This is a genomic window from Stenotrophomonas sp. 364 (assembly GCF_009832905.1).
In the GTDB taxonomy this organism is placed as follows: domain Bacteria; phylum Pseudomonadota; class Gammaproteobacteria; order Xanthomonadales; family Xanthomonadaceae; genus Stenotrophomonas; species Stenotrophomonas maltophilia_AP.
Genome location: NZ_CP047135.1, coordinates 2,256,700 through 2,279,960 on the forward strand (window position 1 = coordinate 2,256,700; position 23,261 = coordinate 2,279,960).

Annotated in this window: 15 protein-coding genes and 9 tRNA genes; 13 read left to right on the forward strand and 11 right to left on the reverse strand. The window is 67.2% G+C overall.

Annotation, left to right across the window (positions count from 1 at the left end; translation table 11 throughout):
- Positions 1-45: 45 nt before the first annotated feature.
- From GQ674_RS10320 to GQ674_RS10335, 4 genes are all read right to left on the reverse strand, one after another.
- Positions 46-1,458, reverse strand: a complete 1,413-nt coding sequence (locus GQ674_RS10320) for a DcaP family trimeric outer membrane transporter (RefSeq protein WP_159497005.1) — start codon at positions 1,456-1,458, stop codon at positions 46-48.
- A 503-nt stretch (positions 1,459-1,961) separates the two neighbouring features.
- Entirely contained in the window at positions 1,962-2,792 is an 831-nt protein-coding gene (gene dsbG, locus GQ674_RS10325; protein WP_159497006.1) for a thiol:disulfide interchange protein DsbG, read from the reverse strand.
- A 40-nt stretch (positions 2,793-2,832) separates the two neighbouring features.
- Positions 2,833-3,633, reverse strand: a complete 801-nt coding sequence (locus GQ674_RS10330) for a TlpA disulfide reductase family protein (protein WP_236546255.1) — start codon at positions 3,631-3,633, stop codon at positions 2,833-2,835.
- A gap of 179 nt (positions 3,634-3,812) precedes the next feature.
- Entirely contained in the window at positions 3,813-4,880 is a 1,068-nt protein-coding gene (locus GQ674_RS10335) for a helix-turn-helix domain-containing protein (RefSeq protein ID WP_236546256.1), read from the reverse strand.
- Between the two features lie 220 nt (positions 4,881-5,100).
- Here GQ674_RS10335 and GQ674_RS10340 point away from each other — a divergent pair, with 220 nt between their 5' ends.
- The 9 genes from GQ674_RS10340 to GQ674_RS10380 all read left to right on the forward strand — a co-directional run bounded on the left by GQ674_RS10340 (position 5,101) and on the right by GQ674_RS10380 (position 6,972).
- On the forward strand, positions 5,101-5,499 hold the full coding sequence (locus GQ674_RS10340; protein ID WP_159497008.1) for a heavy metal-responsive transcriptional regulator: 399 nt from the start codon (positions 5,101-5,103) through the stop codon (positions 5,497-5,499).
- A gap of 159 nt (positions 5,500-5,658) precedes the next feature.
- Positions 5,659-5,734: transfer RNA gene (locus GQ674_RS10345), tRNA-Ala, on the forward strand.
- 53 nt (positions 5,735-5,787) lie between these two features.
- Positions 5,788-5,863, forward strand: a tRNA-Glu gene (locus tag GQ674_RS10350).
- Between the two features lie 155 nt (positions 5,864-6,018).
- A tRNA-Ala gene (locus tag GQ674_RS10355) sits at positions 6,019-6,094 on the forward strand.
- Between the two features lie 52 nt (positions 6,095-6,146).
- Positions 6,147-6,222, forward strand: a tRNA-Glu gene (locus GQ674_RS10360).
- 120 nt (positions 6,223-6,342) lie between these two features.
- Positions 6,343-6,418: transfer RNA gene (locus tag GQ674_RS10365), tRNA-Ala, on the forward strand.
- A gap of 48 nt (positions 6,419-6,466) precedes the next feature.
- Positions 6,467-6,542 (forward strand) — tRNA-Glu (locus tag GQ674_RS10370).
- A gap of 230 nt (positions 6,543-6,772) precedes the next feature.
- A tRNA-Ala gene (locus GQ674_RS10375) sits at positions 6,773-6,848 on the forward strand.
- Positions 6,849-6,896: 48 nt separating this feature from the next.
- Positions 6,897-6,972, forward strand: a tRNA-Glu gene (locus tag GQ674_RS10380).
- A gap of 147 nt (positions 6,973-7,119) precedes the next feature.
- Here the strand turns inward: GQ674_RS10380 and GQ674_RS10385 are convergent.
- Positions 7,120-7,536: a GNAT family N-acetyltransferase gene (locus GQ674_RS10385; RefSeq protein WP_159497009.1), complete on the reverse strand. Its 417-nt coding sequence runs from the start codon at positions 7,534-7,536 to the stop codon at positions 7,120-7,122.
- 110 nt (positions 7,537-7,646) lie between these two features.
- On the opposite strand from GQ674_RS10385, the gene GQ674_RS10390 reads away from it, so the two are divergent.
- Positions 7,647-8,603, forward strand: coding sequence for an SOS response-associated peptidase family protein (locus GQ674_RS10390; RefSeq protein WP_159497010.1), 957 nt, complete (start codon positions 7,647-7,649; stop codon positions 8,601-8,603).
- 9 nt (positions 8,604-8,612) lie between these two features.
- On the opposite strand, the gene GQ674_RS10395 is transcribed toward GQ674_RS10390, so the two are convergent.
- Positions 8,613-8,993: a response regulator gene (locus GQ674_RS10395; RefSeq protein ID WP_159497011.1), complete on the reverse strand. Its 381-nt coding sequence runs from the start codon at positions 8,991-8,993 to the stop codon at positions 8,613-8,615.
- A gap of 124 nt (positions 8,994-9,117) precedes the next feature.
- Between GQ674_RS10395 and GQ674_RS10400 the strand changes: the two genes are divergently transcribed.
- Positions 9,118-9,204 (forward strand) — tRNA-Leu (locus GQ674_RS10400).
- A 373-nt stretch (positions 9,205-9,577) separates the two neighbouring features.
- Positions 9,578-10,207 (forward strand): response regulator transcription factor, encoded by a 630-nt coding sequence (locus tag GQ674_RS10405; protein ID WP_159497012.1) that lies wholly within the window; start codon positions 9,578-9,580, stop codon positions 10,205-10,207.
- 24 nt (positions 10,208-10,231) lie between these two features.
- Here the strand turns inward: GQ674_RS10405 and GQ674_RS10410 are convergent, their stop codons facing one another.
- Positions 10,232-10,900: a response regulator transcription factor gene (locus GQ674_RS10410; protein WP_201290242.1), complete on the reverse strand. Its 669-nt coding sequence runs from the start codon at positions 10,898-10,900 to the stop codon at positions 10,232-10,234.
- Positions 10,901-11,042: 142 nt separating this feature from the next.
- Positions 11,043-13,649, reverse strand: coding sequence for an ATP-binding protein (locus GQ674_RS10415; RefSeq protein WP_159497013.1), 2,607 nt, complete (start codon positions 13,647-13,649; stop codon positions 11,043-11,045).
- On the opposite strand from GQ674_RS10415, the gene GQ674_RS10420 reads away from it, so the two are divergent.
- Entirely contained in the window at positions 13,648-15,972 is a 2,325-nt protein-coding gene (locus GQ674_RS10420; protein WP_159497014.1) for an autotransporter outer membrane beta-barrel domain-containing protein, read from the forward strand. The two genes, GQ674_RS10415 and GQ674_RS10420, sit on opposite strands and share 2 nt — an antisense overlap.
- A gap of 142 nt (positions 15,973-16,114) precedes the next feature.
- Here GQ674_RS10420 and GQ674_RS10425 read toward each other — a convergent pair whose 3' ends face one another.
- From GQ674_RS10425 to GQ674_RS10435, 3 genes are all read right to left on the reverse strand, one after another.
- Positions 16,115-17,944, reverse strand: a complete 1,830-nt coding sequence (locus GQ674_RS10425) for a methyl-accepting chemotaxis protein (protein ID WP_159499388.1) — start codon at positions 17,942-17,944, stop codon at positions 16,115-16,117.
- A 319-nt stretch (positions 17,945-18,263) separates the two neighbouring features.
- A complete protein-coding gene (locus GQ674_RS10430; RefSeq protein WP_159497015.1) occupies positions 18,264-20,468 on the reverse strand; it encodes a PAS domain S-box protein in 2,205 nt (734 codons plus the stop codon).
- 226 nt (positions 20,469-20,694) lie between these two features.
- Entirely contained in the window at positions 20,695-23,061 is a 2,367-nt protein-coding gene (locus GQ674_RS10435; protein WP_159497016.1) for a Tex family protein, read from the reverse strand.
- Positions 23,062-23,261 lie beyond the last annotated feature (200 nt).

Sequence of the window (23,261 nt, forward strand, 5' to 3'; positions counted from 1 at the left end):
TTCTCCTTTGCCAGGCATGGGCCCGGTCGCGCCGGGCGGTAGGGTCTACTTGATGAAGTTGTATTGCAGGCTGCCCTGCAGCCGCACCGTGTCGCTGCGTTGCCCGCGTTGTTGTTCCAGTTGGCCGTACAGCAGTTCCATGCCCATGGTCCAGGACGGCGCCGGGCTCCACAGCAGGTTGAACACGCCGTAGCGGCTGCGGCGGAAGGCGTCGTCGGCCAGCGCCGCGTTGTGCTCGCCACTGAGCTGGCCGTAGATCAGGTTGGAGCGCCACATCGGCGTCCAGTAGTGCGTGTAGCCGACGAAACCGCCGCGCAGCCGCAGCAGCGCCAGGCGCCCATCGCCGGCCACCACCGCATCCATGCCCGAACCGGTCAGGTCGGCGGTATAGCGGGCAATGCCCTTGCCACCCAGCGCGCCGAACAGCAGCAGGTCCTGCTCGCCCACCGCGGCCGAGCCACTGAGCTGCAGGCCACCGCCGATGCGGCGATCATCACCGGCGTCGCCGTCGTAGGCCAGGCTGCGCGCCACCAGGCCGACCTGCAGGTGTCCCCAGTCGCGCTCCATGCGCGCGGTGAGGGTGACGTCCGGGGCCTGGTCCACCGCGCGGACGCCCTCCGCCGGCGCGCTCAGCTGCGTGTCGGGATCTTCGGCGGCCAGGGTCAGGGTGTTGCCCTTGCCAAGCGGAAAGCTGTGGTGGATGCCGGCCACCAGCAGGTAGCCAGCCGCGCCGGGGCCGGCGAAATCCAGCGTGTCGGGCAGGCTGTCGGCGTCCATGAAACTGGAATAGCCGTAACCGGCGTAGGTATTGCCCAGCTGCCCGTAGGCGTGGCGCAGGCGGAACTGATAGCTGTCGCTGCTGCCGAAGAAATCGTTTTCCAGGTAGAAGCGCAGGTTGCCGTGGGTAGTGGGGCGACGCGCCTCGAAGCTGAAACGGGTCTGCTTGGCATGCATGTTGAAGTTGGACACATCGCGGTGCGCGCTGCCCACGGGGATCGACGACGGGATGAACTGGTCCTCGTCACCGGCCGCGCGTGCATCGGCGATGGCATCCAGCTTGGCGTACCCGCCGATGCGGATCAGCGTGTCGGTGCCTGGAATGGCGAAGAACCCCTTCAGCTCGGGATCGGTCGGGCCGGCGGCACTGTCCGGACGCGACGCCGCCGAGGACGGGTCGGATACCGAATCACGTGGCGGCAGGATGGCCTGCCCCCCGCCCGGCACCTGCACTGCCGCGGGCGATGGCAACGCGGCCGGGGTGGCCTGTGCTATCGCGGCAGGCGCGGGCGTCGGCGCTCCCGGGGCGGATTCCAGCGCATCCAGGCGCTTTTCCATCTTTTCCAGTGTCTGCCGCAGGGTGCGGATCTCCTGCCGCAACGCGTCGGCCGAATCCTGTGCACGGGCAGGCGCAGCCACCACCACCGCGGCACACGCAAACGTCAGTACAGCCAGGCGCATCACGTTCTCCATGAACCGCGAACAGCCTTGCCAACCGGCTCCGCTGCGCCTGCGCGCGCGGACCTGCTCGGCAACCCGGTGCTGCAACGCAGGCGCATCACATATGCGGCGTGCGCCGGCGAACCGATCGCATGCACAGCATCGTGGACACACCCGCCCGGGATGCCCTCCTCATCCCGGGCGACAGGACGGAAACAGCCCGTCTGCCAGCGCCCTGAGTAACAATGGTCAGGTGAGCACGTCGTGAAGTCTGCCGGTCGTTGTGATGACAACGACGCAGGCACGCGCATGCCGCAGCGAGGAGTGAAGACAGAGGAATACATGCGCACAGGCTAGTCCGCCTGTCGTTTTCGACCTTGATTCAGATCAAGTGCACCGCATCGCCCCTGCGCATCCCCCTGCAACACTCGCCGGGCGTGCGTACATCCTCCCTACATGGGCAGGCCTAGCGGCGCGCGCGCCGGCGTTGCACCGGCGCGCGTTTCAGTCGATCGGGCAGCGGCTCAGCGCTTGCCCATCACCAGGTCCATGTCCTGGCCCTGCGGCATGCCGGAGCGGCGCTGCAGCATGCCCTTGTCGTCCTTGAACAGGATGCCCGGGGTGCCCTGGAACCCCATCTCGATCATCAGCTCCTGGTTGGCATCAAGCTTGTTCGCTACGTCCGGGCTCAGCTTCGCCACCGGCTTGATCCCGCCCTTGTCGAAGGTGTGCTCGTTTTCCAGCAGGGCCGCGCTCGGGTTCGGTGCGGTCAGGATGGCAGCGGCCTTGGCCGGGCTGTCTTCACGGATCACGCCGACCATGATGTGTCGCAGCTGCACCTTGCCGCTGTCCACCCACGGTCGCGCGGCGTCCCAGAAGCGATGGCAGTACGGGCAGTTGGCGTCGCTGAAGGTGTACACCACCCGCGGCGCATCGGCACGGCCGTCGCGCACCCAGGCGCTGGCAGCGAGCTTGTTCCACATTTTCTCCGACATCGGCTTGGCCGCCAGCTTTTCCAGTGGCGCCGCGCTGACATCCTCGCCAGTGGCATCGAACAGGCTGCCGACCAGAACGTGCTTGCCATCGGGAGTCACGTAGGCCGCGGCGGGCTGCTGGCCGCCCACCACGCCGGCGAAGCCGCGCAGGCCGCCCGGCGCATCGAATTCACCCACCACCTCGAAGCCGTGTTTCTGAATGCCCTTGAGCACGTCCGGGTATTCACCAGCCTTGGCGGCGGCAGCCGGTTTGGCCGCGCCGGAGGCCTTGGGCGACTGGGCCTGGCTGCACCCGGCCAGGCCCATCAGCAGCGCGGCGGCAAGCAGCGAGCCCGGTGCGGGCAGCGATTTCAACAGCATGGCAACTCCTGGTAGCAACAGAATGGAAGGCACCGCGCGTTCAGCGCAGCGCATCGAGCCGGGCCTGCAGGCCGGCTGCACTGAGTTCCCCCATGTGCAGCCCCTGCAACCGGCCACGTGAATCGAAGAACAGGGTAGTCGGATATGCGTGCACCTGCAGCCGTTCGGCGGTGAGGCTGTCCGGGTCAAGCAGCACATGCTGCAGCGCCAGCTTCTGGCTGGACAGGAACTGCTGCACGTCTTCCGCGCTTTCGCCTTGGTTGACGAACACGAAACGCACGTTGGCTTCGCGCTGCTGTGCCGCAGAGAAGATCGGCATCTCGCGCCGGCAGGGTGCGCACCAGGTGGCCCACAGGTTGACGACCACCGGCTTGCCTGCGGTCGCGGCCAGTGCGACCGGCTGCCCCTGCAGCGATTGCAGGGTCACGGCAGGCAAGGCGATGCGCGACTGCTGCAGGTGGGCCATGCCAAGCGACAACCCCACCCAGCACAGGATGCCCGCCACTGCCCCGGCCCATACCGGCCTGCGCAGTGCCGGCCAGCGGCGCAGCCGCCATGCCGCCCAGCCCATGCCGACCAGCACCGCCACCACCGGCAGGAAACCGCCATCGCCCAGGCGCACCAGCGCCCACGGGTCGTCCGCGTATGCGCGCCAATGCAGCACTACGAACCCCAGCCGCCCGCCTAACAGCCCCAGGAACACCATGTCCAGCAGCATCGCCGCCGGTTTTGGTTGCCCCTCCTGCGGCGGCGGCTGCCACCACCGCGCCACGCCGATGGCCAGCAGCCATCCCAGCAACACCCACACCACGCCCAGCGGTACCGGGCCAACACTGCTCATCATCCAGCCGTCTCCACCGCACCTGCGTACAACGCATGCGCGGTCATGTTGCTGCAACCCCGGCGGCATGGTCACAGCCCATCGCGCATCCGGCAAGCCGCAACCGCACATGCGCCAACGGCAGGCCGCGTGCGCGTGTGGGCCGTTGCTTCCATTCGACAGGGCCGCGCGCGGTCCGGCTACGCGGCCGAGCGCATTGGCTCGGCTGCCGCAGCGTCGGTCGCGGGGAGGTCTGTGCGTTGGCGTCGCTGCGTAGCCAGCTGCCGCCGGTAGCGCGACGGCGTGAGCCCGACAATGCGCAGGAACAGGCGGCGGAACGCGCTCTGATCGGAGTAGCCGACCGCCCAGGACACTTCATCGATTTCGCCACCGGCCTGCAGCAACAGCTGCGCCTTGGCGATGCGCAGCCGCTGGCAGTACTCGATCGGGCGCAGGCCGGTGGCTTTCAGGAAGCGGCGCTGCAACGTGCGCGGCTCCAATCCGGCCGAGTTGCAGATGTCCTGCAGGGACACCCCGCGCGCGGCAATGGTATGCAGCCAGCGTTGTGCCTTGAGAATGCCGCGATCGCCATGGGCGAAGTTGGGGCTGAAGCGCTCCAGGTCGTCCTGCACCGCGCGCGGGATCGTCAACTGCAACTGCTGGATGGTGGCGGCCATCACGGTCTGGCCGTACACGCGCGCCAGCAAGCGCAGGCTGAGATACTTCCACGCGTCGGGCCCGGAGGCCGTGAGCAGGTCGCCGTCGTCCACCAGTGAACGCTCGCCCAGGTTCCAGCTGGGTACCACGGTGGCCAGCGACGGGCAGCGCGCCAGGTCGGGCAAGCTCACCGTGCGCCCGGCCAACACGCCACTGCCGGCCAGCACCAAGCCGCCTTCGTCGCAACCGGCCAGCACGCTGCCGCCTTCATGGCTGTCACGCAGCCAGGCAAGCAGGCGCTCGTCGGGCGGCGGCAGCGGCCAGCTGGGTTCATTGCCGGGCACGACGATCAGGGCCGGCAGCGCTTCGCCGAACAACTCCGCACCCGCCACCCGCTGCACGCCGCGCGGGGACAAGGTCCAGCGCGTTACCAGCATCCGCGCGCCCTGTCGCTTGCCCGCCGCCGCGGTGCGGTTGCAGCGCTGGGCCAGTTCGGACAGCACCGGCGCTGCGGCCCGAAGGCTGCCCGGGTATTCCAGTACGGCAACTTCCATCAGCGCCGACGACGCCGGACGCGGCACGGGGGACAACGGGGTGAACGGTGCATCCATGGAAAAGCTCCTCAAGCGACGTCTGGGACCAGCAAACCCAGGCGGCGCAAGGGCTTGCAGCGAACCCGTCCGAGCCTACGGAGGCAAAAGCGCGGTAGCTATGAAACTAGTTGTATCTTTCGGCCCGACAACGACATCCGTCGACGCGCCTTCAGCAGCCCTTGACTCTCGACCAGACTCCAGGGTTTACCCTCGCCACCGGGTCTTCATCGAGGTGGGCATGAACATCGGACAGCTCGCACGCCAGGCTGGCGTGCCGATCGACACCGTGCGCTATTACGAACGCCAGCAGTTGCTGCCCACCGCACGCCGCAGTGCTGGCGGCTATCGCGTGTTCGGCGATACCGACCTGACCCGGCTGCAGTTCATCCGCCGCGCCAAGGCACTCGGCTTCACCCTGGACGAGATCGCCGACCTGCTCAGCCTCAGCGACCAGCGCGGCGATGACATGGCACGGGTACGCCACACTGCCGTAGACAAGCTGACCGACATCGAACAGCGCATCGCCGAACTGCAAAGCATGCATGCCGCACTGAAGGTGTTGGTGGATGCCTGCCCCGGCCACGGCGACGTGGTGCACTGCCCGATCCTGACCGCGCTGACCAGAGCGCGGCAGTAAGCACACCGTGTGTGCGGATGCCGATTTGGCCGCGTCCACACCCCATGCGACGTGCAACGCGCCTGCGCCACCAACGCACGATCATCAAATGACGTATTTCGTGCATTTTTCGCTTGCCAATCGAAAACGTCGTCGCTATGATTTCGCTCCTCACGACGTGGGGCCATAGCTCAGCTGGGAGAGCGCCTGCATGGCATGCAGGAGGTCGGCGGTTCGATCCCGCCTGGCTCCACCACTTCAATCATTAGGCCGATTGGAAGTGCAGTGACAAAATTTGAAGTTTCGTGCGTCCCCATCGTCTAGAGGCCTAGGACATCACCCTTTCACGGTGGCGACCGGGGTTCGAATCCCCGTGGGGACGCCAATCAAGAAGCAGAACGCCCTGACCTCGGTCGGGGCGTTTTGTTTTTGCGGCGTGGCATTCGACCTTCGTTCGCAGCGAAAGATATTCATCGCGATGTCACACAAAACACTTGGCGAATCCTTCACATCCGCGTAGAATTGCGCCTCCAGCATCGTGGGGCCATAGCTCAGCTGGGAGAGCGCCTGCATGGCATGCAGGAGGTCGGCGGTTCGATCCCGCCTGGCTCCACCACTCCGGACCTTAGGCCGTTCGGAGGTGCTGAAAACATTGATGAGTTTTATGCGTCCCCATCGTCTAGAGGCCTAGGACATCACCCTTTCACGGTGGCGACCGGGGTTCGAATCCCCGTGGGGACGCCACTCATCAACGACATCAGGCCCGGTCCGCCGGGTTTTTTTGTCACCGCTGCCCGCCGTTTTCGTCGTGGTCTTCCACAAACGTGAACAGGCAGGTATACTAGGCGGCTTGCGGTACAACGTGGGGCCATAGCTCAGCTGGGAGAGCGCCTGCATGGCATGCAGGAGGTCGGCGGTTCGATCCCGCCTGGCTCCACCACTTCTCCGGACACAGGCCGTCCGATAGAAGAAAAATTCGGTTTAACGCGTCCCCATCGTCTAGAGGCCTAGGACATCACCCTTTCACGGTGGCGACCGGGGTTCGAATCCCCGTGGGGACGCCAGCTACAAACAACAGCCCCCGGCATTGCCGGGGGTTTTTGTTTATGTGCCCCGGTAAATGTCGGCCATTGGCCGAAACGGCACATACCGGTAGATGCCGACCGTTGGTCGGCATGGCGCATGCAGGACACCCTCGGCGCGCCGTCCAACAATCGGCATGCACCGGAACGAAATAAAAAGCTTCCCATCCAGCAAAACCATCGCTATGATAGGCGGCTCGCAGCATCAACGTGGGGCCATAGCTCAGCTGGGAGAGCGCCTGCATGGCATGCAGGAGGTCGGCGGTTCGATCCCGCCTGGCTCCACCACTTCTCCGGACACAGGCCGTCCGATAGAAGAAAAATTCGGTTTAACGCGTCCCCATCGTCTAGAGGCCTAGGACATCACCCTTTCACGGTGGCGACCGGGGTTCGAATCCCCGTGGGGACGCCAGCTACAAACAACAGCCCCCGGCAATGCCGGGGGTTTTTGTTTGTGCGCCCCGGTAGGTGCCGACCGTTGGTCGACACGGCGATTCGCCAACGCGTACCGACCAATGGTCGGCATTCACGGCCTTTCGTACCGACCAACGGTCGGTACCTACCGCACCACCTTGGCCATGCCCACCGATCGCGGCGCGGTCAACGCAAAGCCGAACTGCGCATACAGGCGGTGCGCGTCGCCATCGGCGATCAGGCTCACGTAGGCCCCCACCGCATTGGCCTGCAGCCACGCATCCAGTTCGCCCATGACCGCCTTGCCCAGGCCCTGGCCCTGCCGTTCGGGCACCACCGCAATGTCCACCACCTGCAGGAAGCAGCCGCGGCCGCCCACCAGCCGGCCCATCGCCAGCAGCTGTTCGCCCTCACGGATACTGACCCCGAACACCGTATGAGGCAGGCCCAGCGTGGCCGCCTCCAGTGTCTTGGGGCTCAGCCCGGCGCGCACCCGCAGTTCGCGGTATTCGGCCACGCTGGGCGGATGGGGAATGCACGTCAGACCCGCCGGCAGAATCATGGACCACCTCGTACACGTGAACAGGTGGCCAGCATGCCGCATCGTTTTCTCATGCGGTGATACCAACCGGCCTATGCTGTTCCCCTGCCCCTTTTGTCCGCCCCTGCCCCATGTGTTACTCCGCCCAGATCCGCGCCGATTACACCAAGCTGGTGCGCGAGTACGGCGCCATGATGTCGCTGGACGAGTTCGCCCGGTTGTACGCCCATGATGCCGGCAAGCAGCGCCCGAAAACGCCCAAGGCGATGGATGACGGCTTTGCCGGCGCGCGCACCGCGCAGGGCCAGGACATCGTCGCGAAGATCCAGCAGTGGCATGCCGAGGAAATGCAGGCGCTGGACGCGGAGATCCGCGTGCAGGGCGAACGCCGCGATGCCGCCCACGCCAGCCTGGCCAGGCGCCCTACGCAGAAGGCACGCAACGATGCGCGCATCGCCAGCAACCGCGTCGAACGCGCGCAGGCACGGCTGGACGACCTGCGTCGCACCGGGCTGCTGCCGCGCGACAGCCGCATCTTTCCGGGCGTCTATGCACCGGTGATCGTGTCCGAGCGCGGCCAGCGCGTGATCAAGCCGATGCGTTATCAATGCCGCCTCCCGGACACGCCGGCCCGCAATGACACGCTGTACCCCGGCACCTACAACGCGCGCCGCGACAGCCTGGGCGGGTACTGGAAGCCCGCGTTCGGACATTGCCATGGCGTGGTGGTGGTCCAGTCGTTCTACGAACACGTGCCCCGGCATGCGCTTGAGCAACGCGCCCTGTCCCCCGGCGAGAAGGCCAGCAACGTAGTGCTGGAGTTCCGCCCACAGCCGCCACGCGACCTGCTCATCGCCTGCCTGTGGTCGGAATGGGAAGGACCGGAGGGCCGGTTGCTGTCGTTTGCGGCCATCACCGACGAACCGCCGCGCGATGTCGCCGCGGCCGGCCATGACCGCTGCATCATTCCGATCCGGCCGGACAACCTGGATGCCTGGCTGAATCCGGACCCGAACGATCTGGAGGCGCTGTATCGCATCCTGGACGACCGCGAGCCGGTCAGTTTCGCCCACACCGAAGCGGCGTGAGCGCAGGGGTCAGCTGGCGACCGATGCGATCTGCAGCGCGCGTTCCAATGCCGCGTTCAGTTCCGCGGTGAGGTACGGCTTGGTCAGCATCACGCCGGTGCGGAAGACCGCCGGCAGGTGGTCCGGCGCCATGCCGGTGGCCAGCACGAATGGAATGCCACGGGCGCTCAAGGCGGCCGCGACCGGTTCACTGGTTTCGTTATTGGCCAGCCGGTAATCCAGCAGGGCCACCTGGGGCTCGGAGTCACCGAGCAGGCGCAGCGAGTCGGCAACCGACGCAGCGGGGCCGACGACGACCGCGCCGGACTGGCCCAGCTGCATCTGCAGCAGGGCCGCGCTCATTTCGTCGTTCTCGACCACCAGTACCCGAAGATCCTGCAATGCACTCATCCCGGCTCTCTGTATGGTTCAGCCCGGTGAGTATAACGTCCTGCCCGGATGAAGGCCGAACATCACATGAAGCATTCAGGGCTGCACAGATCTCCACAAGTTGTATACACTACGCGGCCAGCCAGCCGAAGTGGCGGAATCGGTAGACGCAGCGGACTCAAAATCCGCCGCCCTTAAAAGCGTGTGGGTTCGAGTCCCACCTTCGGCACCAATGGTTTGCGGGGTTTCTGGAAGGTCAGAGCCGCTCCGCAAAAAACGATACGCTCCGCACTCCCGGAGATGAGACCCCGCTTCGGCGGGGTTTTTCGTTTCAGGGCTGGGGCGGCTTCAAGGCGTCGCGCAGCCGATGCAACTGCTGCGCCTCGCGCCGCAGCCGCTCCTGGTGCCGCTCGACCCACATCTCCGCCCCTCTCCCAGACCGCTCGCGCCTGCGCACGCCGATGCCATGCGCGTCGGTCAACGCGTGCTGTGAGGCATCGCCGGTGTGACCGCGGCGCCGGGCCGAGTTTCGAATTAGTTCGACGGGCGCGCTGCAAGCAAGCACCTACAGTAGATCGGCCGGCAGAGCTGCCCGAGGAGCGAAAATGAGGTCGAATGCGCGCATTGTCGTCATGGACCGCCACGACCTGGTGCGGGTGGGCCTGCGTCGCTACCTTGCGCCGCTGGCCGGCGTGAGCGTGGTGGCCGATTTCGATGCGCCTGCCCCGCTGCTGCCCTACCTTCGCGCACATGCGGTGGACGTGCTGGTGCTCGATTGCTTCCAGCGCGAACACGACGGGCAGGCCGAACGCCTGTTGGCACAGCTCCAGCGCCTGACCGCAGCCAGGGTGGTGGTGTTCACCGCCGAATGCAGCGCCAGCGCCCATGCCATGTGCAAACGGGCCAGCGCCTACGCCTTTATCGACAAGCGCACGGCGCTGGATGAGGTCGTTGACACGCTGCGCAACGCCGCCCTGTCACGACCGGGTCCACCACGCGATGACGATGCAGCCTTCCTGCAGGCCGGGCTGCGCCGGCTGAGCGTGCAGGAGTTCCGCGTGCTCGGCCTGGTGGCCAGGGGCATGGGAACGGCGCAGATTTCTGACCGCCTGGCGCGCTCGCGCAGCACCATCAGCACCCACAAGTGGAATGCGCTGGGCAAACTCCAGGTAGGCAGCGAACTGGAGTTCCTGCGGTTGCTGCCGCCGGATTTCCAGTGGCCGGAAACGCCCTGACGAGGCCGCCGGCTCGCCGCATGCCTAACCCTTCTCGATCAGGCTGCGGACCTTGAACAGCTCGGCGTCGGTGCGGATGCCCAGCTTCTGGAACCCGGACTTCTTCTGCGTGCTGATGGTGCTCATCGCACGCGAGAACTTGGCCGATATCTCGCTCGTGGACATGCCCTCCAGCGTGCACCGCAGCACCTCGTACTCGCGCGGGGTCAGCGTCTCCTGGACCTGGCCGGGGACACTGCCGCGCGCCGGGGCACGGTCGCTCAGCTCGGCCAACTGCTGGCGCATGTCCGCCGGGAGGTAGGTCTTGCCGCGGGCGACCTGGCGGATCGCATCGATCAGTTCGTCCGCTCCCTGGCTCTTGGACAGGAAACCGCTCACCCCGGCCTGCAGGGCAAGGGAGACCGTGGCGGGATTGAAATGCGAGGACAGGACCAGCACGGCCGTGCGCGGATACCGCAGCCGAAGGGCCCGCAACAGGTTGATGCCATCCACATCGTGGGGGCCCAGCGAGAAATCGACGATGGCCAGATGCACCGTTTGAGTGGTCGTGGCCAGTGCGTGGATCAGCTCACGCGCGGTGCTGTAGCTGCCGGCGATCTGAAACGCGGGCACACCTTGCAGGCGCCTTTGAATGCCCTCCAGCACGATCGGATGATCGTCCAGTAGCAGGATGCGGATAATGTCGTCGGGCATGACGGCGCGCCTTGGGCAGGAGGGCTGATGCGGGGAACCTACACCAATTTGTGATGTACATCATGCAATGCGGAAGACAGCCCTCACCTGACGCGGGGTCACAGGGGGCACGGGCACAAGAATCTTGCCAGATGCGACATCCCTACCGCTTGACCAGGCGTTCACCGACCGCACCCAGGGTCTGCGCCAGCGCCTGCACCTGTTCCGCGTCCGGCCGTGCACCGGCCTTCCAGCACGACTCGATGCCCAAGGCCTGGGCGGCAAGCGCATCGCAGCCGAGCATCAGTGCCGCACCGCCGAGCCGATGGGCGTGGTGCTGGCCGGCCGCTGCGTCGTCGGCGTGCAGGGCGCGCTCGATGCCCGCCAGGTCTTCGCGCAGCAGTGCCACGTGATCGATAACAGCATCGGCTGCCGGCGCCGAATGCACACCGACCGGCGCATTGGGCGTGACCGGCCACAGCGCCAGGGTGCTGTTGAGTTCCTCCAGGCGCAGCGGTTTGCGCAGCACCCCGTCCATGCCGCTGGCCAGGCACGCCTGTAGATGCTCGGCACCGGTCGAGGCGGAAATGGCAATGATCGGCAGGTGGCTGCCGTGGGACGGCCGGGCGCGGATCCGGCGGGTGGTCTCGTAGCCGTCCATGCCCGGCATGTGGCAATCCATCAGGACCATGTCGAAGTCGGCGCTGTCCAGCGCCCGCAACGCGGCCTCGCCACTGTCCACCAAGGTCGGACGCACGCCCAGTTCCAGCAACTGCTCGCGCACCAGGGCGCGGTTGCCGGGGTGGTCCTCCACCACCAGCACACGCGCGCTGGCCGGCGCGACATCCGTACCTGGCCCGGATGCCGCACCGCCCCCGTCGCCGCCGTCCTGCAACTCCGGTGATCTGGCCATCAGCCCCACTGGCACCGTGAAGGCGACCGTGGTGCCGGTGCCGGGAATGCTCTGCAGGGTGATCGTGCCCCCCATCAGCTCCACCAGCTCCCGGCAGATGGTCAGGCCCAGTCCGGTGCCGCCAAACTCGCGCGTGGTGGATTCATCGGCCTGCGAATAGGCATTGAACAGCCGCGCCTGCTGTTCCGGTGCGATCCCCACGCCCGTGTCGCTGACCTGCACGTGGAGCACGGCACCGTCTTTGCCGCGATCCAGGCGCGCATCGACATTGATGCAGCCGCGGCGGGTGAACTTGACAGCGTTGCCAAGCAGGTTGTTGAGCACCTGCCGCACCCGAGTCGGGTCCAGCACCACCAGTTGGTCGGTGTCCAGCGCCATCGCGAGTTTGATCGACAAGCCCTTGCTTTCCGCCCCGGGGCGCGCCAGGGCCACGGCCAGCGCCAGCAGCCGGGGCAGATCGGTCGGCAATCGCTCCAGGGTGAGCTTGCCGGCATCGAGTTTGGACAGGTCCAGCACGTTGTCGAGCAGATCGACCAGGGCCTCGGCGGCGAACGCAGCGCCCTCGGTGAACCCGCGCTGCCGGGCATCCAGCTGCGTCCGCGCGAGCATCTCGATCGAGCCCACCATCGCATTGATCGGGGTGCGGATTTCATGGCTCATCGTGGCCAGGAAGCGAGCCGTCGCGCGCTCGCTGCGCACCGCGCGGCGGCGTGCCATGCGCGCGTGCCAGGCAAAAATGGACAGCAGGATCATGCCGAGGGTGGCCAGCAGCAGCTCGGTCCGGCGGTAATGGAGGATGGACCAGATCGAGGGCGCGCCGTAGTCGGCCTGCGACAGGTGGCGCTCGTACAGCACATCGCTTTCATGGGCGCTGATCGAATCGAGCGCCTTTTCCAGGATCGAATGCAGGAGCGGCTCGCTGGCGCGCACCCCCATCTGGGCCCGGTAGGGCGGCAGGTTGAGCATGCTGGCCACGCCCAGGCTGCGGCTGTATTTGCGCTGTAGCAGCGGCAACAGCGTGGACTCGGTCCCCACCGAGGCGTCGGCACGGCCGCCCAGCACCGCCTGCAGGCTCTCCTCCGGGCTGCCCACCTCGATCGGGATGACCCCCGGACGCAGATCGGTCAGGGTCTTCTGCACGTCCGGGCCACCACGGATGGCAATGCGCTTGCCACGCAGTGATTCTGCGCCGAACGTGGAATTGGCCTCGCCCTTGGTGACGAAAATCAGCGGACTGGCAAAGTACGCCTGGGTGTAGTGCAGCTGGTGGTTCACCTCGCTGCGCACGGTGGTGGGGCTGGCGTTGGGAAAGAAATCGACCTTGCCGGCAGCGAAGAGATCCTGCGACTGCTGCCAGGTCTCGGTGGGGATCAACTGGAAGCGCAGCCCGGTACGCTTGGAAACAGCATCCAGATAGGCCGCGATCAGGCCGCGATATTCACCATCGACAATATCCTCCAACGGGCTGATATCCGGCGCGCCGGCGTAATAGACCACCGGATGCCGTGCCATCCAGGCCCGCTCTTCGGCGCTGAACTGCGGCACCCCCGCGCGCGCGGGAACCGCTGACGAAAGCGCGCCCAGCACTGCCAGAACGGTGGCCAGGCGCACTCGCCGGGCGTTCTGCGTGGATGGCTGCATGCGTATTACTCCGGCGGGGATCCCAACGTTACTGCCCGGCCCGGCCAGCTGCAATCGATGCGCATTTATCCGCTCGCATACCTGCCCCGCGCCCGTGCGCAGTTTAGAAGTATTTCTAGATCCTTTGCTTCGGGCACCTCCTAGCATTCTCGCCATCGATACCGGCGCTGCTTTCCACCGCGCCAGCCGACTTTCCCAAACGAGGATGATCAACATGAATACCCCTCTCAAGGTTGCACTGATCGCCGCCGCGGTGTCGCTGGCAATGGCCGGCGCAGTCCAGGCCGCCAACGTCGGCCCCGGCCAGACCAAGGTAATCGCCGCCGGCGATGCCACCAACTGGTGGCACGTAAACAATGGCGTGCTGATGGTGGGACCCGGTGCGAAGACCCGCAACGTCTCAACCAGCGACGGTGCGACGATCCGGTTTGACCATGCCGACGCCGAGCTGGACGGTTACTTCGGGATCAGTATTTCCGACGCGAGCACGCTGGAGATGGTGGGGTCGACGGCCTACAACGGCGTCGAGCGCGCGCTGACCCTCGGTGTTGGCTACAGCCCCATCCACGGCTACCGGGGGGGTACCGCCAGCATTATCTCCAGTACGCTCAGCGGCCTGGGCCTGGGCGCAAGCGTCAACAACGGCACGCTGCGCCTTGCCGACACCACCCTGGAAGGCCGGGCCGATCCCACCACCACCGACATGTTCTCCGGCAACGGCCTTTGGCTGGTCTCGGGCGGCAAGGTGGATATCACCGAGGGCAGCCAGGTGGTCGGCGACAATCACGGCATCTGGTCCGAGTTCAACCTGGCCGGCGGCGTGAATCCCACCGGGATGGAGGTGGTGATCGATGCCTCCACCGTGGAAGGCCGTACTGGCGCAGCGATCTTCGTGCCGGACGATGTCAACCACCAGTCCGACCCGAGCGAGGTCAATTTCACCGTGCGCAACGGCGGGCAGCTCAAGGCCGGCAATGGCAACCTGCTCCAGGTGGACGCGACCGACGCCACCGTGGGCCTGCGCCTGGAAAACACCGCCCTTGTGGGCAACATCGTGAGCGCGGCAGGCAGCATCGTGGACGTCGCGCTGGCCGACGGTGCACGCCTGCAGGGCCGCATCCAGGGCGCCACCTCGCTGGCGCTGGCCGATTCGGTGTGGGCGCTCACCGGTGACAGCACGATAGGCGCACTTGCCAATGGCAGCGGCGGCCACATCGTGCTGGGCGATGGCAGTGCGCTGCACACCCTCACGGTGGCAGGCGATTACCACGGCGACGGCGGCGCCATCACCTTCAACACCGTGTTGGCCGGCGACGATGCCGCGTCCGATCGCCTGGTGGTCGGCGGCGACACCAGCGGCCAGACCCAGGTCGTGGTCAACAACCTTGGCGGCCAGGGCGCCCAGACCGTGCAGGGCATCGCCCTGGTCGACGTGGGCGGCGCGTCCAACGGCACGTTCGACCTGGCCGGGCGTGCGGTCGGTGGGCAGTACGAGTACTTCCTGCGCAAGGATGCCGGCAATGGCAACTGGTACCTGCGCTCGGAACTGCCGACCCCGCCCAATCCGTGTGACGCCGATCCGAGCCTGCCCGACTGCACCACGGTCGTGCCCGTGCCGGTGCTCCGTCCCGAAGCAGGTGCCTACCTGGCCAACCTGCAGGCGGGCGGCAGCATGTTCGGTATTGGCTTCCAGGCGCGCAACGCCGGCCGCAGCACCGGCCGCGCCTGGGCGCGGGTGGACGGTGCACGCACCGGCTTCGATGCGGTGGAGCGCCAGCTGGATGTGCATGGCAACCGCCAGTCGCTCAACGTGGGCGTGGATCTGCTGAGGGGCCAGAACGGCAGCGCCGCCGGCGTCATGTTCGCCACCGGCAATGCCAGCAGCACCGCCACCAACGCACTGACCGGTTACTACGCCCGCGGCAAGGTCCGCGGCAACGCGGCCGGTATCTATGCGACTTGGCGTGCCGGCAACGCAGAGGATGCCAATGCCGGCTTCCACCTGGACGGTTCGCTGCAGCGTGCCCGGTTCCGCAACAGCGTGGACGGCCTGGCACTTGCCAGCGAACGCTACGATAGCGGCGCGTGGCAGGGTGCGATCGAGGCCGGTCAGGCCTTCGGCATCCATCGCTCGGCCACCGCGCGCCTCTACCTGGAACCGTACCTGCAGGTCGGCCGTACCCGCTGGGACGATGTGCGCCATACCGAGGCCAACGGCACGGTGGTCACCGCCGGCGACGCAGACGGCACCTTCGGTCGGGTCGGGCTTCGACTGTCGGGCGTGTCCCAGTGGGGCGAGGGCGCGGTCCAGGTGCAGCCCTATGTCAGCGCCAACTGGCTGCACGATGGCACCAACCGCACCGTGCATATGGATGGTCAGGCCATCCAGGCCCGCATTCCGCAGGGTCGCGCGGAATTCAGCGGCGGCGCATCCCTGCGCTTTGGCAACGGCTGGAGCGCGTCGGCCGGCCTCACCCTGCAGCACGCGGCGGGCTACCACCAGACCAGCGCTCAGCTGGGCATGAGCTACACCTGGTAATCCGCGAACCGTCCGCATGCGTTCGACATGCGGTCGTCGGCGGGCCTTCGCCGAGGGACAAGGGTGTCCCACGCTGATTGAAGCAAAACGGCCGGATCGTCGACCCGGCCGTTTTGTGTTCATGAGCCCGGCGCCGCCCAGCTCACACTACCCGCAACGTGGGCTGCCCGGGGCTGGGGCGGGCCGCCCCCCTGGTCGCCTCCACCCGGAACGCCGCCACTGTGTGCAGCAACTGGGTGGCCTGCTCTTCCATGCTGCGCGCGGCGGCGGATGCCTCTTCCACCAGCGCGGCATTCTGCTGCGTGCCTTCGTCGATGTGGTCGACCGCCTGGTGAATCTGCCCGATGCTCTCGCTCTGCTGCTGGGCCACCGCACTGATCTCGCTGATCAACGCACTGACCCGCTTCACGTTGACCACGATCTCGTCCATGGTGCGCCCGGCGCTCTCGACCTGGCCGGTGCCGGCGCCGACCTTCTCCACCGAATCGGCGATCAACTGCTTGATCTCCTTGGCCGCGCCCGCCGAACGCTGCGACAGCGACCGGATCTCCGAGGCAACCACCGCAAAGCCACGGCCATGCTCACCGGCCCGCGCCGCTTCCACCGCCGCGTTGAGCGCCAGGATGTTGGTCTGGAAGGCGATGCCGTCGATGACCGCGATGATGTCCACGATCCGACGCGACGACTCGTTGATCAGCGCCATCGTACACACCACTTCGTGCACGACATGGCCGCCCTGCGCGGCCACGTCCACCGCGCCGCTGGCCAGTTCGCTGGCCTGACGGGCGTTGGTCGCGGTCTGCTGCACGGTGGCGGTCAGACCCTTCATCGAGACCGCGGTTTCTTCCAGCGATGCGGCCTGCTGTTCGGTGCGCACCGACAGGTCGCTGTTGCCTTCGGCAATCTCGCTGGCGCCCACCGCGATGGTGTCGGCAGCGAACTTGATCTGCGCGATGATCGCCGCCATCGCCTCCACCAGTGCATTGATGCCCTCGCACAGCTCGGCGATCGGGCCGTTCTTGTCCTCAGTGGCGATATGCCCGGTGAGGTCGCCACCCTTGGCTGCGGCCACCACCTCGCGGGTCTGGGCCACGGCCTGCTGCATGGCCAGGCTGTCACGCACCTGGGCGGTGATGTCGGTGGCGTACTTGACCACTTTGAACGGGCGGCCGCTCATGTCCAGGATCGGGTTGTACGACGCCTGGATCCACACCTCGCGGCTGCCCTTGCCGAAGCGGCGATACTGGCCTGCGTCATACTCGCCACGGCCCAGCTTTTCCCAGAACTGGCGGTACTCCGCGCTCTGTCGGTAGTCGGGTTCAACGAACATGGCGTGGTGCTGGCCACGCACTTCATCCAGCGTGTACCCGGTGGTGGCCAGGAAGTTGTCGTTGGCCGAGAGGATGCGCCCGTCCAGGCTGAACTCGATCACCGCCTGCGACTTGTTGATGGCCGCCAGCTGGCCGGAGAAATCGGCCGCCTGCTGCATCTGCGCGGTGATGTCTGTGGCGAACTTCACCACCTTGTAGGGACGCCCGTTGCCGTCCAGCACCGGGTTGTAGGACGCCTGGATCCAGATCTCGCGGCCGCCCTTGCCCAGCCGGCGGTACTGGCCGGCGTCGAATTCGCCGCGCCCGAGCCGCGCCCAGAAGTCGCGGTACTCCTGGCTCTGCGCAAGGGCCGGGTCGACGAACATGGCGTGGTGCCGGCCCTGGATTTCATCCAGCCGGTAGCCCAGGGTCTGCAGGAAGTTGTCGTTGGCCTGCAGGATGGTGCCGTCCAGGTCGAACTCGATGACCGCCTGCACCCGGTGCAGGGCAGCCACCTGGGCTTCCAGCTCGCATTGGCGTCGCTGGGTGGCGGCGGTGGCCGACTGGCGTGCCTGGGCGGGCGCGATCACGCTGGCTTTCAGGGCCTGCCACAGTGAAGGGCGGGAAGCGGCGTCGGTACGTCCTTGCACATGCGCGTGCATACCTGAAGTAAGCATCATCGTGATCCTCGGTGCCCGTTGGCGATTGGGATCCGACGGGGAGCAACCCGCCGGCACATCATTGGCTTGGGGACTTGCGCAGACGTCAGCCGTGCATGACGTCGCTCCAGCGGCTAATACAACGGCGGTACTGCGGCGTGCAGACGGCATGTTGCAAAGTCACGCGATCGGGGGCCGCAAAGGGAGCGCAGCCAATGTCCAACCTGGCCCCGCCCTGGTCGCGTTGCCCTAGACGGTATCGACCCGACCCGATGAACCTTTAGCCCTTCCGGAGACTGGCGTGGCCCGGATCCCAGCAGGTTCAACCCTCGCCACCTTCGGTGGTTTCGCCGGTGTCGAGGGGATCCAGGCCCTCCATCTGCGCGGTTTCGACCTGGACGTTGTTCTTGCCCAGCGCCTTGGCCCGGTAGCACTGCGCATCGGCAGCGGCCACCGCGTCGTCCACGCTCATGCTGCCGCCGATCGAGGCGATGCCGATGCTGGCGCCGACGCTGAGCCGTTGCAGGTCCCACGGGATGGTCAGGGTGCGCACGCCGTCCAGCAGGTCGCTGGCGATGCGGCGTGCGCGCTTGAGCGAGCAGCCGGCCAGGATCACCGCGAACTCGTCGCCGCCCAGCCGCGCCACGATGTCCGAATCGCGCACGCCGTGGCGCAGCACGTTGGCCACCGCCCAGAGCATGGCATCGCCGGCGAGGTGGCCATGGCTGTCATTGACCGGCTTGAAGTTGTCCAGGTCGATGAACATCAGCGAGGCCGACTGCCCGGTCCGCGCGACGCGGGTGATGGCCTGCTGCAGATGGGCTTCGAACCCGCGCCGGTTGCTCAGTTCGGTCAATGGGTCGACCTCGGCCAGGTGGCGCGCTTCACGCTGGCGGGCACGCTGCTGGGTCACATCGCGGATCACCCAGACCGCACCGCCCACCTGCCCGTCTTCGGCGCGCAGCCACGCACGGGTAAGGTCCACGGGCAGCAGCTGCGCGCCCACCGAGAGCAGCAGGTCCGAATGCAGGTCCACCGCGTTGCTCTCCGGGTCGAGCAGCACGGCGATGTCCAGCGGCGAGCGCGGCGCGTATTCGGTGGTCAGCTCCATCACGTCCTGGACCTGGCCACCGGCCAGGGGCGAGGCGCCCTCCCCGGCAAGCGCGCGGGTGGCCGCAGCGTTGGCGTATTGGATCAGCCCCTGCAGATCCAGGGTCAGCACCATGTCCGCCACCGCATCCAGGGTGACGCGGGTGCGCTGCTCGGATTCGCGCAGTTGCAGGCTGCTCTGGCGTTGCGCCGTGACGTCCTGGATCTGCGACACGAAATGCAGTGGCTCGCCATGCTCCGAGCGCACCAGCGACACCGACAGCCGGCCCCACACGATGTTGCCGCGCTTGCCTACGTACCGCTTGTCCATGTGGTAGTGGTCGCGCCGCCCGTTGAGCAGGTCGGCCACCAGCGCCAGGTCGGTATTGAGATCGTCCGCGTGGGTCAGGGTCTGGAAGTCGACCGCCAGCAGTTCGGCGCGGGTGTAGCCCAGGATGCCGCACAGCGCTTCGTTGACGTCCAGCCAGCGCCCTTCCAGCGACACCAGCGCCATGCCGAGCGCGGCGGAAGAGAACGCACCGGCGAATTTCTCGGCGGCCAGGTAGGCCTGCTCGCGGACTTCCAGAAGCGGGGTAATGTCCACGGCCATGCCGACGTAGCCGATCCGATGACCGCCGCTGGCATCCAGTGGACTGATCGACAGCCGCACCTGGCGGCGCTCGCCATCCTTGCGCACGTATGTCCACTGGTGCGACCAGGTACCCTCCGCCGCATGCGCGGTGAGCGCCTCGAACACGGTAGGTACGCGCCCGTCGGCATCGGCCTGGGGCCGCAGGTACTCCATCATTTCATCCGGGTCATGGAACAGGCCCGGGGTGACCCGCCCGATCACCTCGTCGGGCGTGTAGCCCAGCAGTTTCTGCGCGCCGCTGTTGAACAGGTTGACCACGCCGTCGATGTCGGTGGCGATCACCGCCACTTCATCTGAAGCATCCACCACCGCCTGCAGGCGCTGGCGCATGTTGGCCGCGTCCTGCCGCGCGTTCTGCAGGTCGGTGACATCGGCATGCGCGCCGGCCATCCAGATCGGCCGTCCCTGCGCGTCCCACTCGTGGACGCGCCCGCGATCCTGTACCCAGATCCAGTGGCCGTCCTTGTGGCGCATGCGGCACAGGCTGTCGTAGTGCGGCGAGCGCCCTTCCAGGTGTTCGCGCAGCAGCGTGTTGGACTGGGCCAGGTCGTCGGGGTGGACCAGCCGGAAGAAGGTGTCGGGGGTAATCGGGGCCAGTTCGTCACGGGTATAGCCGACGATCTGCGCCCAGCGTTCGTTGACCCACATCCGGCCGTCCTGGACATTCCATTCCCAGGTGCCGGCACCGGTGCCGTCGATGATCATCTGCAGGCGACGGTGGCGCTCGGTGATGTCACGCAACGCCGCGTCGGCGGCGTGCGCGGTGCCGGCCGGATCGTGGCTCATGCCCACGGCCACGCACGCAGCCGGATGCCGCGCCTTATGGCATCTGGCCCCGCCCGAACTTCTGGCCCTGCCTGGTGCGTTGTCATGTGGCCTCCCCGGCGCGTGCCCAGCCTACGGGCATTTGAGGGGAAGTGTGAACAACGGGAAGTGAAACCAGAAGTGCCCTGCCCGCCACACACGCCAAGGGCCGCACGCGGCGGCCCCTGGCGGGTGGATCCAGGCCGGTTCAGCCGCCGCGTTTGGCGCGGGCGAAGGCGTCGGCCAGGGCGTTGTTGGCCGGCGGCGCGGCACTGCACGGTCGCGGGCCGGGGGCGGCCCCGCGGCCACCATTGCGCTGGCCACCGCCGTCGCGGCGCCCGCCACCGGCAGGCCGGGCATCGCGCTCGCCGGGGGCCTTGGCCGGGGCCGGGGTGTCGTCCAGGCGCCGGGTCAGGGCGATGCGCTTGCGCGCCACGTCCACCTCCAGCACCTTCACCTTGACGATGTCGCCGGCCTTGACCACGTCACGCGGGTCCTTGACGTAGGTGTCCGACAGCGCCGAGATGTGGATCAGGCCATCCTGGTGCACGCCGATGTCGACGAACGCGCCGAACGCGGCGACGTTGCTGACCACGCCTTCCAGGATCATGCCCGGCTGCAGGTGCTTGAGCTCTTCCACGCCCTCGGCAAAGCGCGCCGCCTTGAATTCCGGGCGCGGATCGCGGCCGGGCTTTTCCAGTTCCTTGAGGATGTCGCGCACGGTCGGCACACCGAAGGTGGCGTCGGTGAACTGCTCGGCCTTCAGTCCGCGCAGGAAGCTGCCATCACCGATCAATGCCTTGATCGGGCGTGCGGTGGCGGCCACGATGCGCTCCACCACCGGATAGGCTTCCGGATGCACCGAGGACGCATCCAGCGGCTGGTCGCCATCGGCGATGCGCAGGAAGCCGGCGCACTGTTCGAAGGTCTTGTCGCCCAGGCGCGGCACCTTGAGCAGGTCCTTGCGGCGCTTGAACGGGCCGTTCTCGTCGCGATGACGCACGATGTTCTCGGCCACCGTGGCCGACAACCCGGACACGCGCGACAGCAGCGCGGCCGAGGCAGTGTTGACCTCTACGCCGACCGCGTTGACGCAGTCTTCGACCCGCGCATCCAACGCGCGCGCCAGGCGGTACTGGTCCACGTCGTGCTGGTACTGGCCCACGCCGATCGCCTTGGGTTCGATCTTGACCAGCTCGGCCAGCGGATCCTGCAGGCGACGGGCAATCGAAACCGCGCCGCGGATCGACACGTCCAGGTCCGGGAACTCCTTGGCGGCGAATTCGGAGGCCGAGTACACCGACGCGCCGGCTTCGCTGACGACGATCTTCTGCAGTTTGCTGTCGCCGAGTGCCTTGATGGCCTCCCCGGCCAGCTTGTCGGTTTCGCGGCTGGCGGTGCCATTGCCGATCGCGATCAGTTCCACGTTGTGCTTGAGGCACAGCTGCTTGATCGTCTGCAGCGACTGGTCCCACTGCCGGCGCGGTTCGTGCGGGTAGATGGTGTCGGTGGCCACTAGCTTGCCGGTGGCATCGACCACGGCGATCTTGCAGCCGGTGCGGATGCCCGGGTCCAGTCCGAGCACGCTCTTGGGCCCGGCCGGCGCGGCCAGCAGCAGGTCCTTGAGGTTGTCGCCGAACACCGCGATCGCTTCAGCTTCGGCCTTCTCGCGGGCCTGGTTGAACAGGTCCAGCAGCAGGTGCATGTGCAGCTTGGCGCGCCAGGTCAGGCGGCAGGCGTCGAGCAGCCAGCGGTCGCCGGGTCGGCCGGCGTCGGCGATGCCTGCCTTGTAGGCCACGCGGCCTTCGGCATACACGTGGCCCGCTTCGGCGTCGGTGCCGGGGTCCAGTTCCAGGAACAGGATTTCCTCGCGGCGCGCGCGGAACAGCGCCAGCAGCCGGTGCGAGGGGATCTTCGCCAGCGATTCGGCGTGTTCGAAATAGTCGCGGTACTTGGCGCCCTGCTCTTCCTTGCCCTCGGCGACGCGGGCACGGATGACCCCGTCTTCGCCCAGCCAGCTGCGCAGCTCGCCGACCAGCGCGGCGTCTTCGCCCCAGCGCTCCATCAGGATCGCGCGGGCGCCTTCGAGTGCGGCCTTGGTGTCGGCCACGCCCTTGTCGGGATCAACGAAGGTGGCGCCGAACACCTGCGGATCCAGGCTCGGATCGGCCAGCAGGCCATCGGCGAGCGGCTCCAGCCCGGCTTCACGCGCGATCTGGGCGCGGGTGCGGCGCTTGGGCTTGTACGGCAGGTACAGATCTTCCAGGCGCGACTTGGTGTCGGCGCCGAGGATCTCGTTGCGCAGTTCGTCGGTGAGCTTGCCCTGTTCGTCGATGCTGGACAGCACGGCGGCGCGGCGGTCTTCCAGCTCGCGCAGGTAGGTCAGGCGGGTTTCCAGGTTGCGCAGCTGGGTGTCGTCCAGGCCGCCGGTGACTTCCTTGCGGTAGCGGGCAATAAACGGGACGCTGGCGCCTTCGTCCAACAGGGCGATGGCGGCACGCGCCTGGGCAGGCTGGGCACCGATTTCATCGGCGATGGTCTGGGCGATCTGCTGGGCGAGCTTGATGTCAGGCATTGCTTCCGGCCGGAGCCGCAGTACGGAAAGTCCCGATTGTGGCAACGCAGGGCGACGGGGGGAAGGCGTTGACAGCGGGGAGCGAACCTGTCGGCCGTGGTGGCCTCGCGCTGCCCGGCTACGCGGGGCAATCGCATCACCCACGGTGGTGGTGGCCACTGGTGCGCGCAGCCGGGCAGAGCCCGGCTCTACGGCGGTCG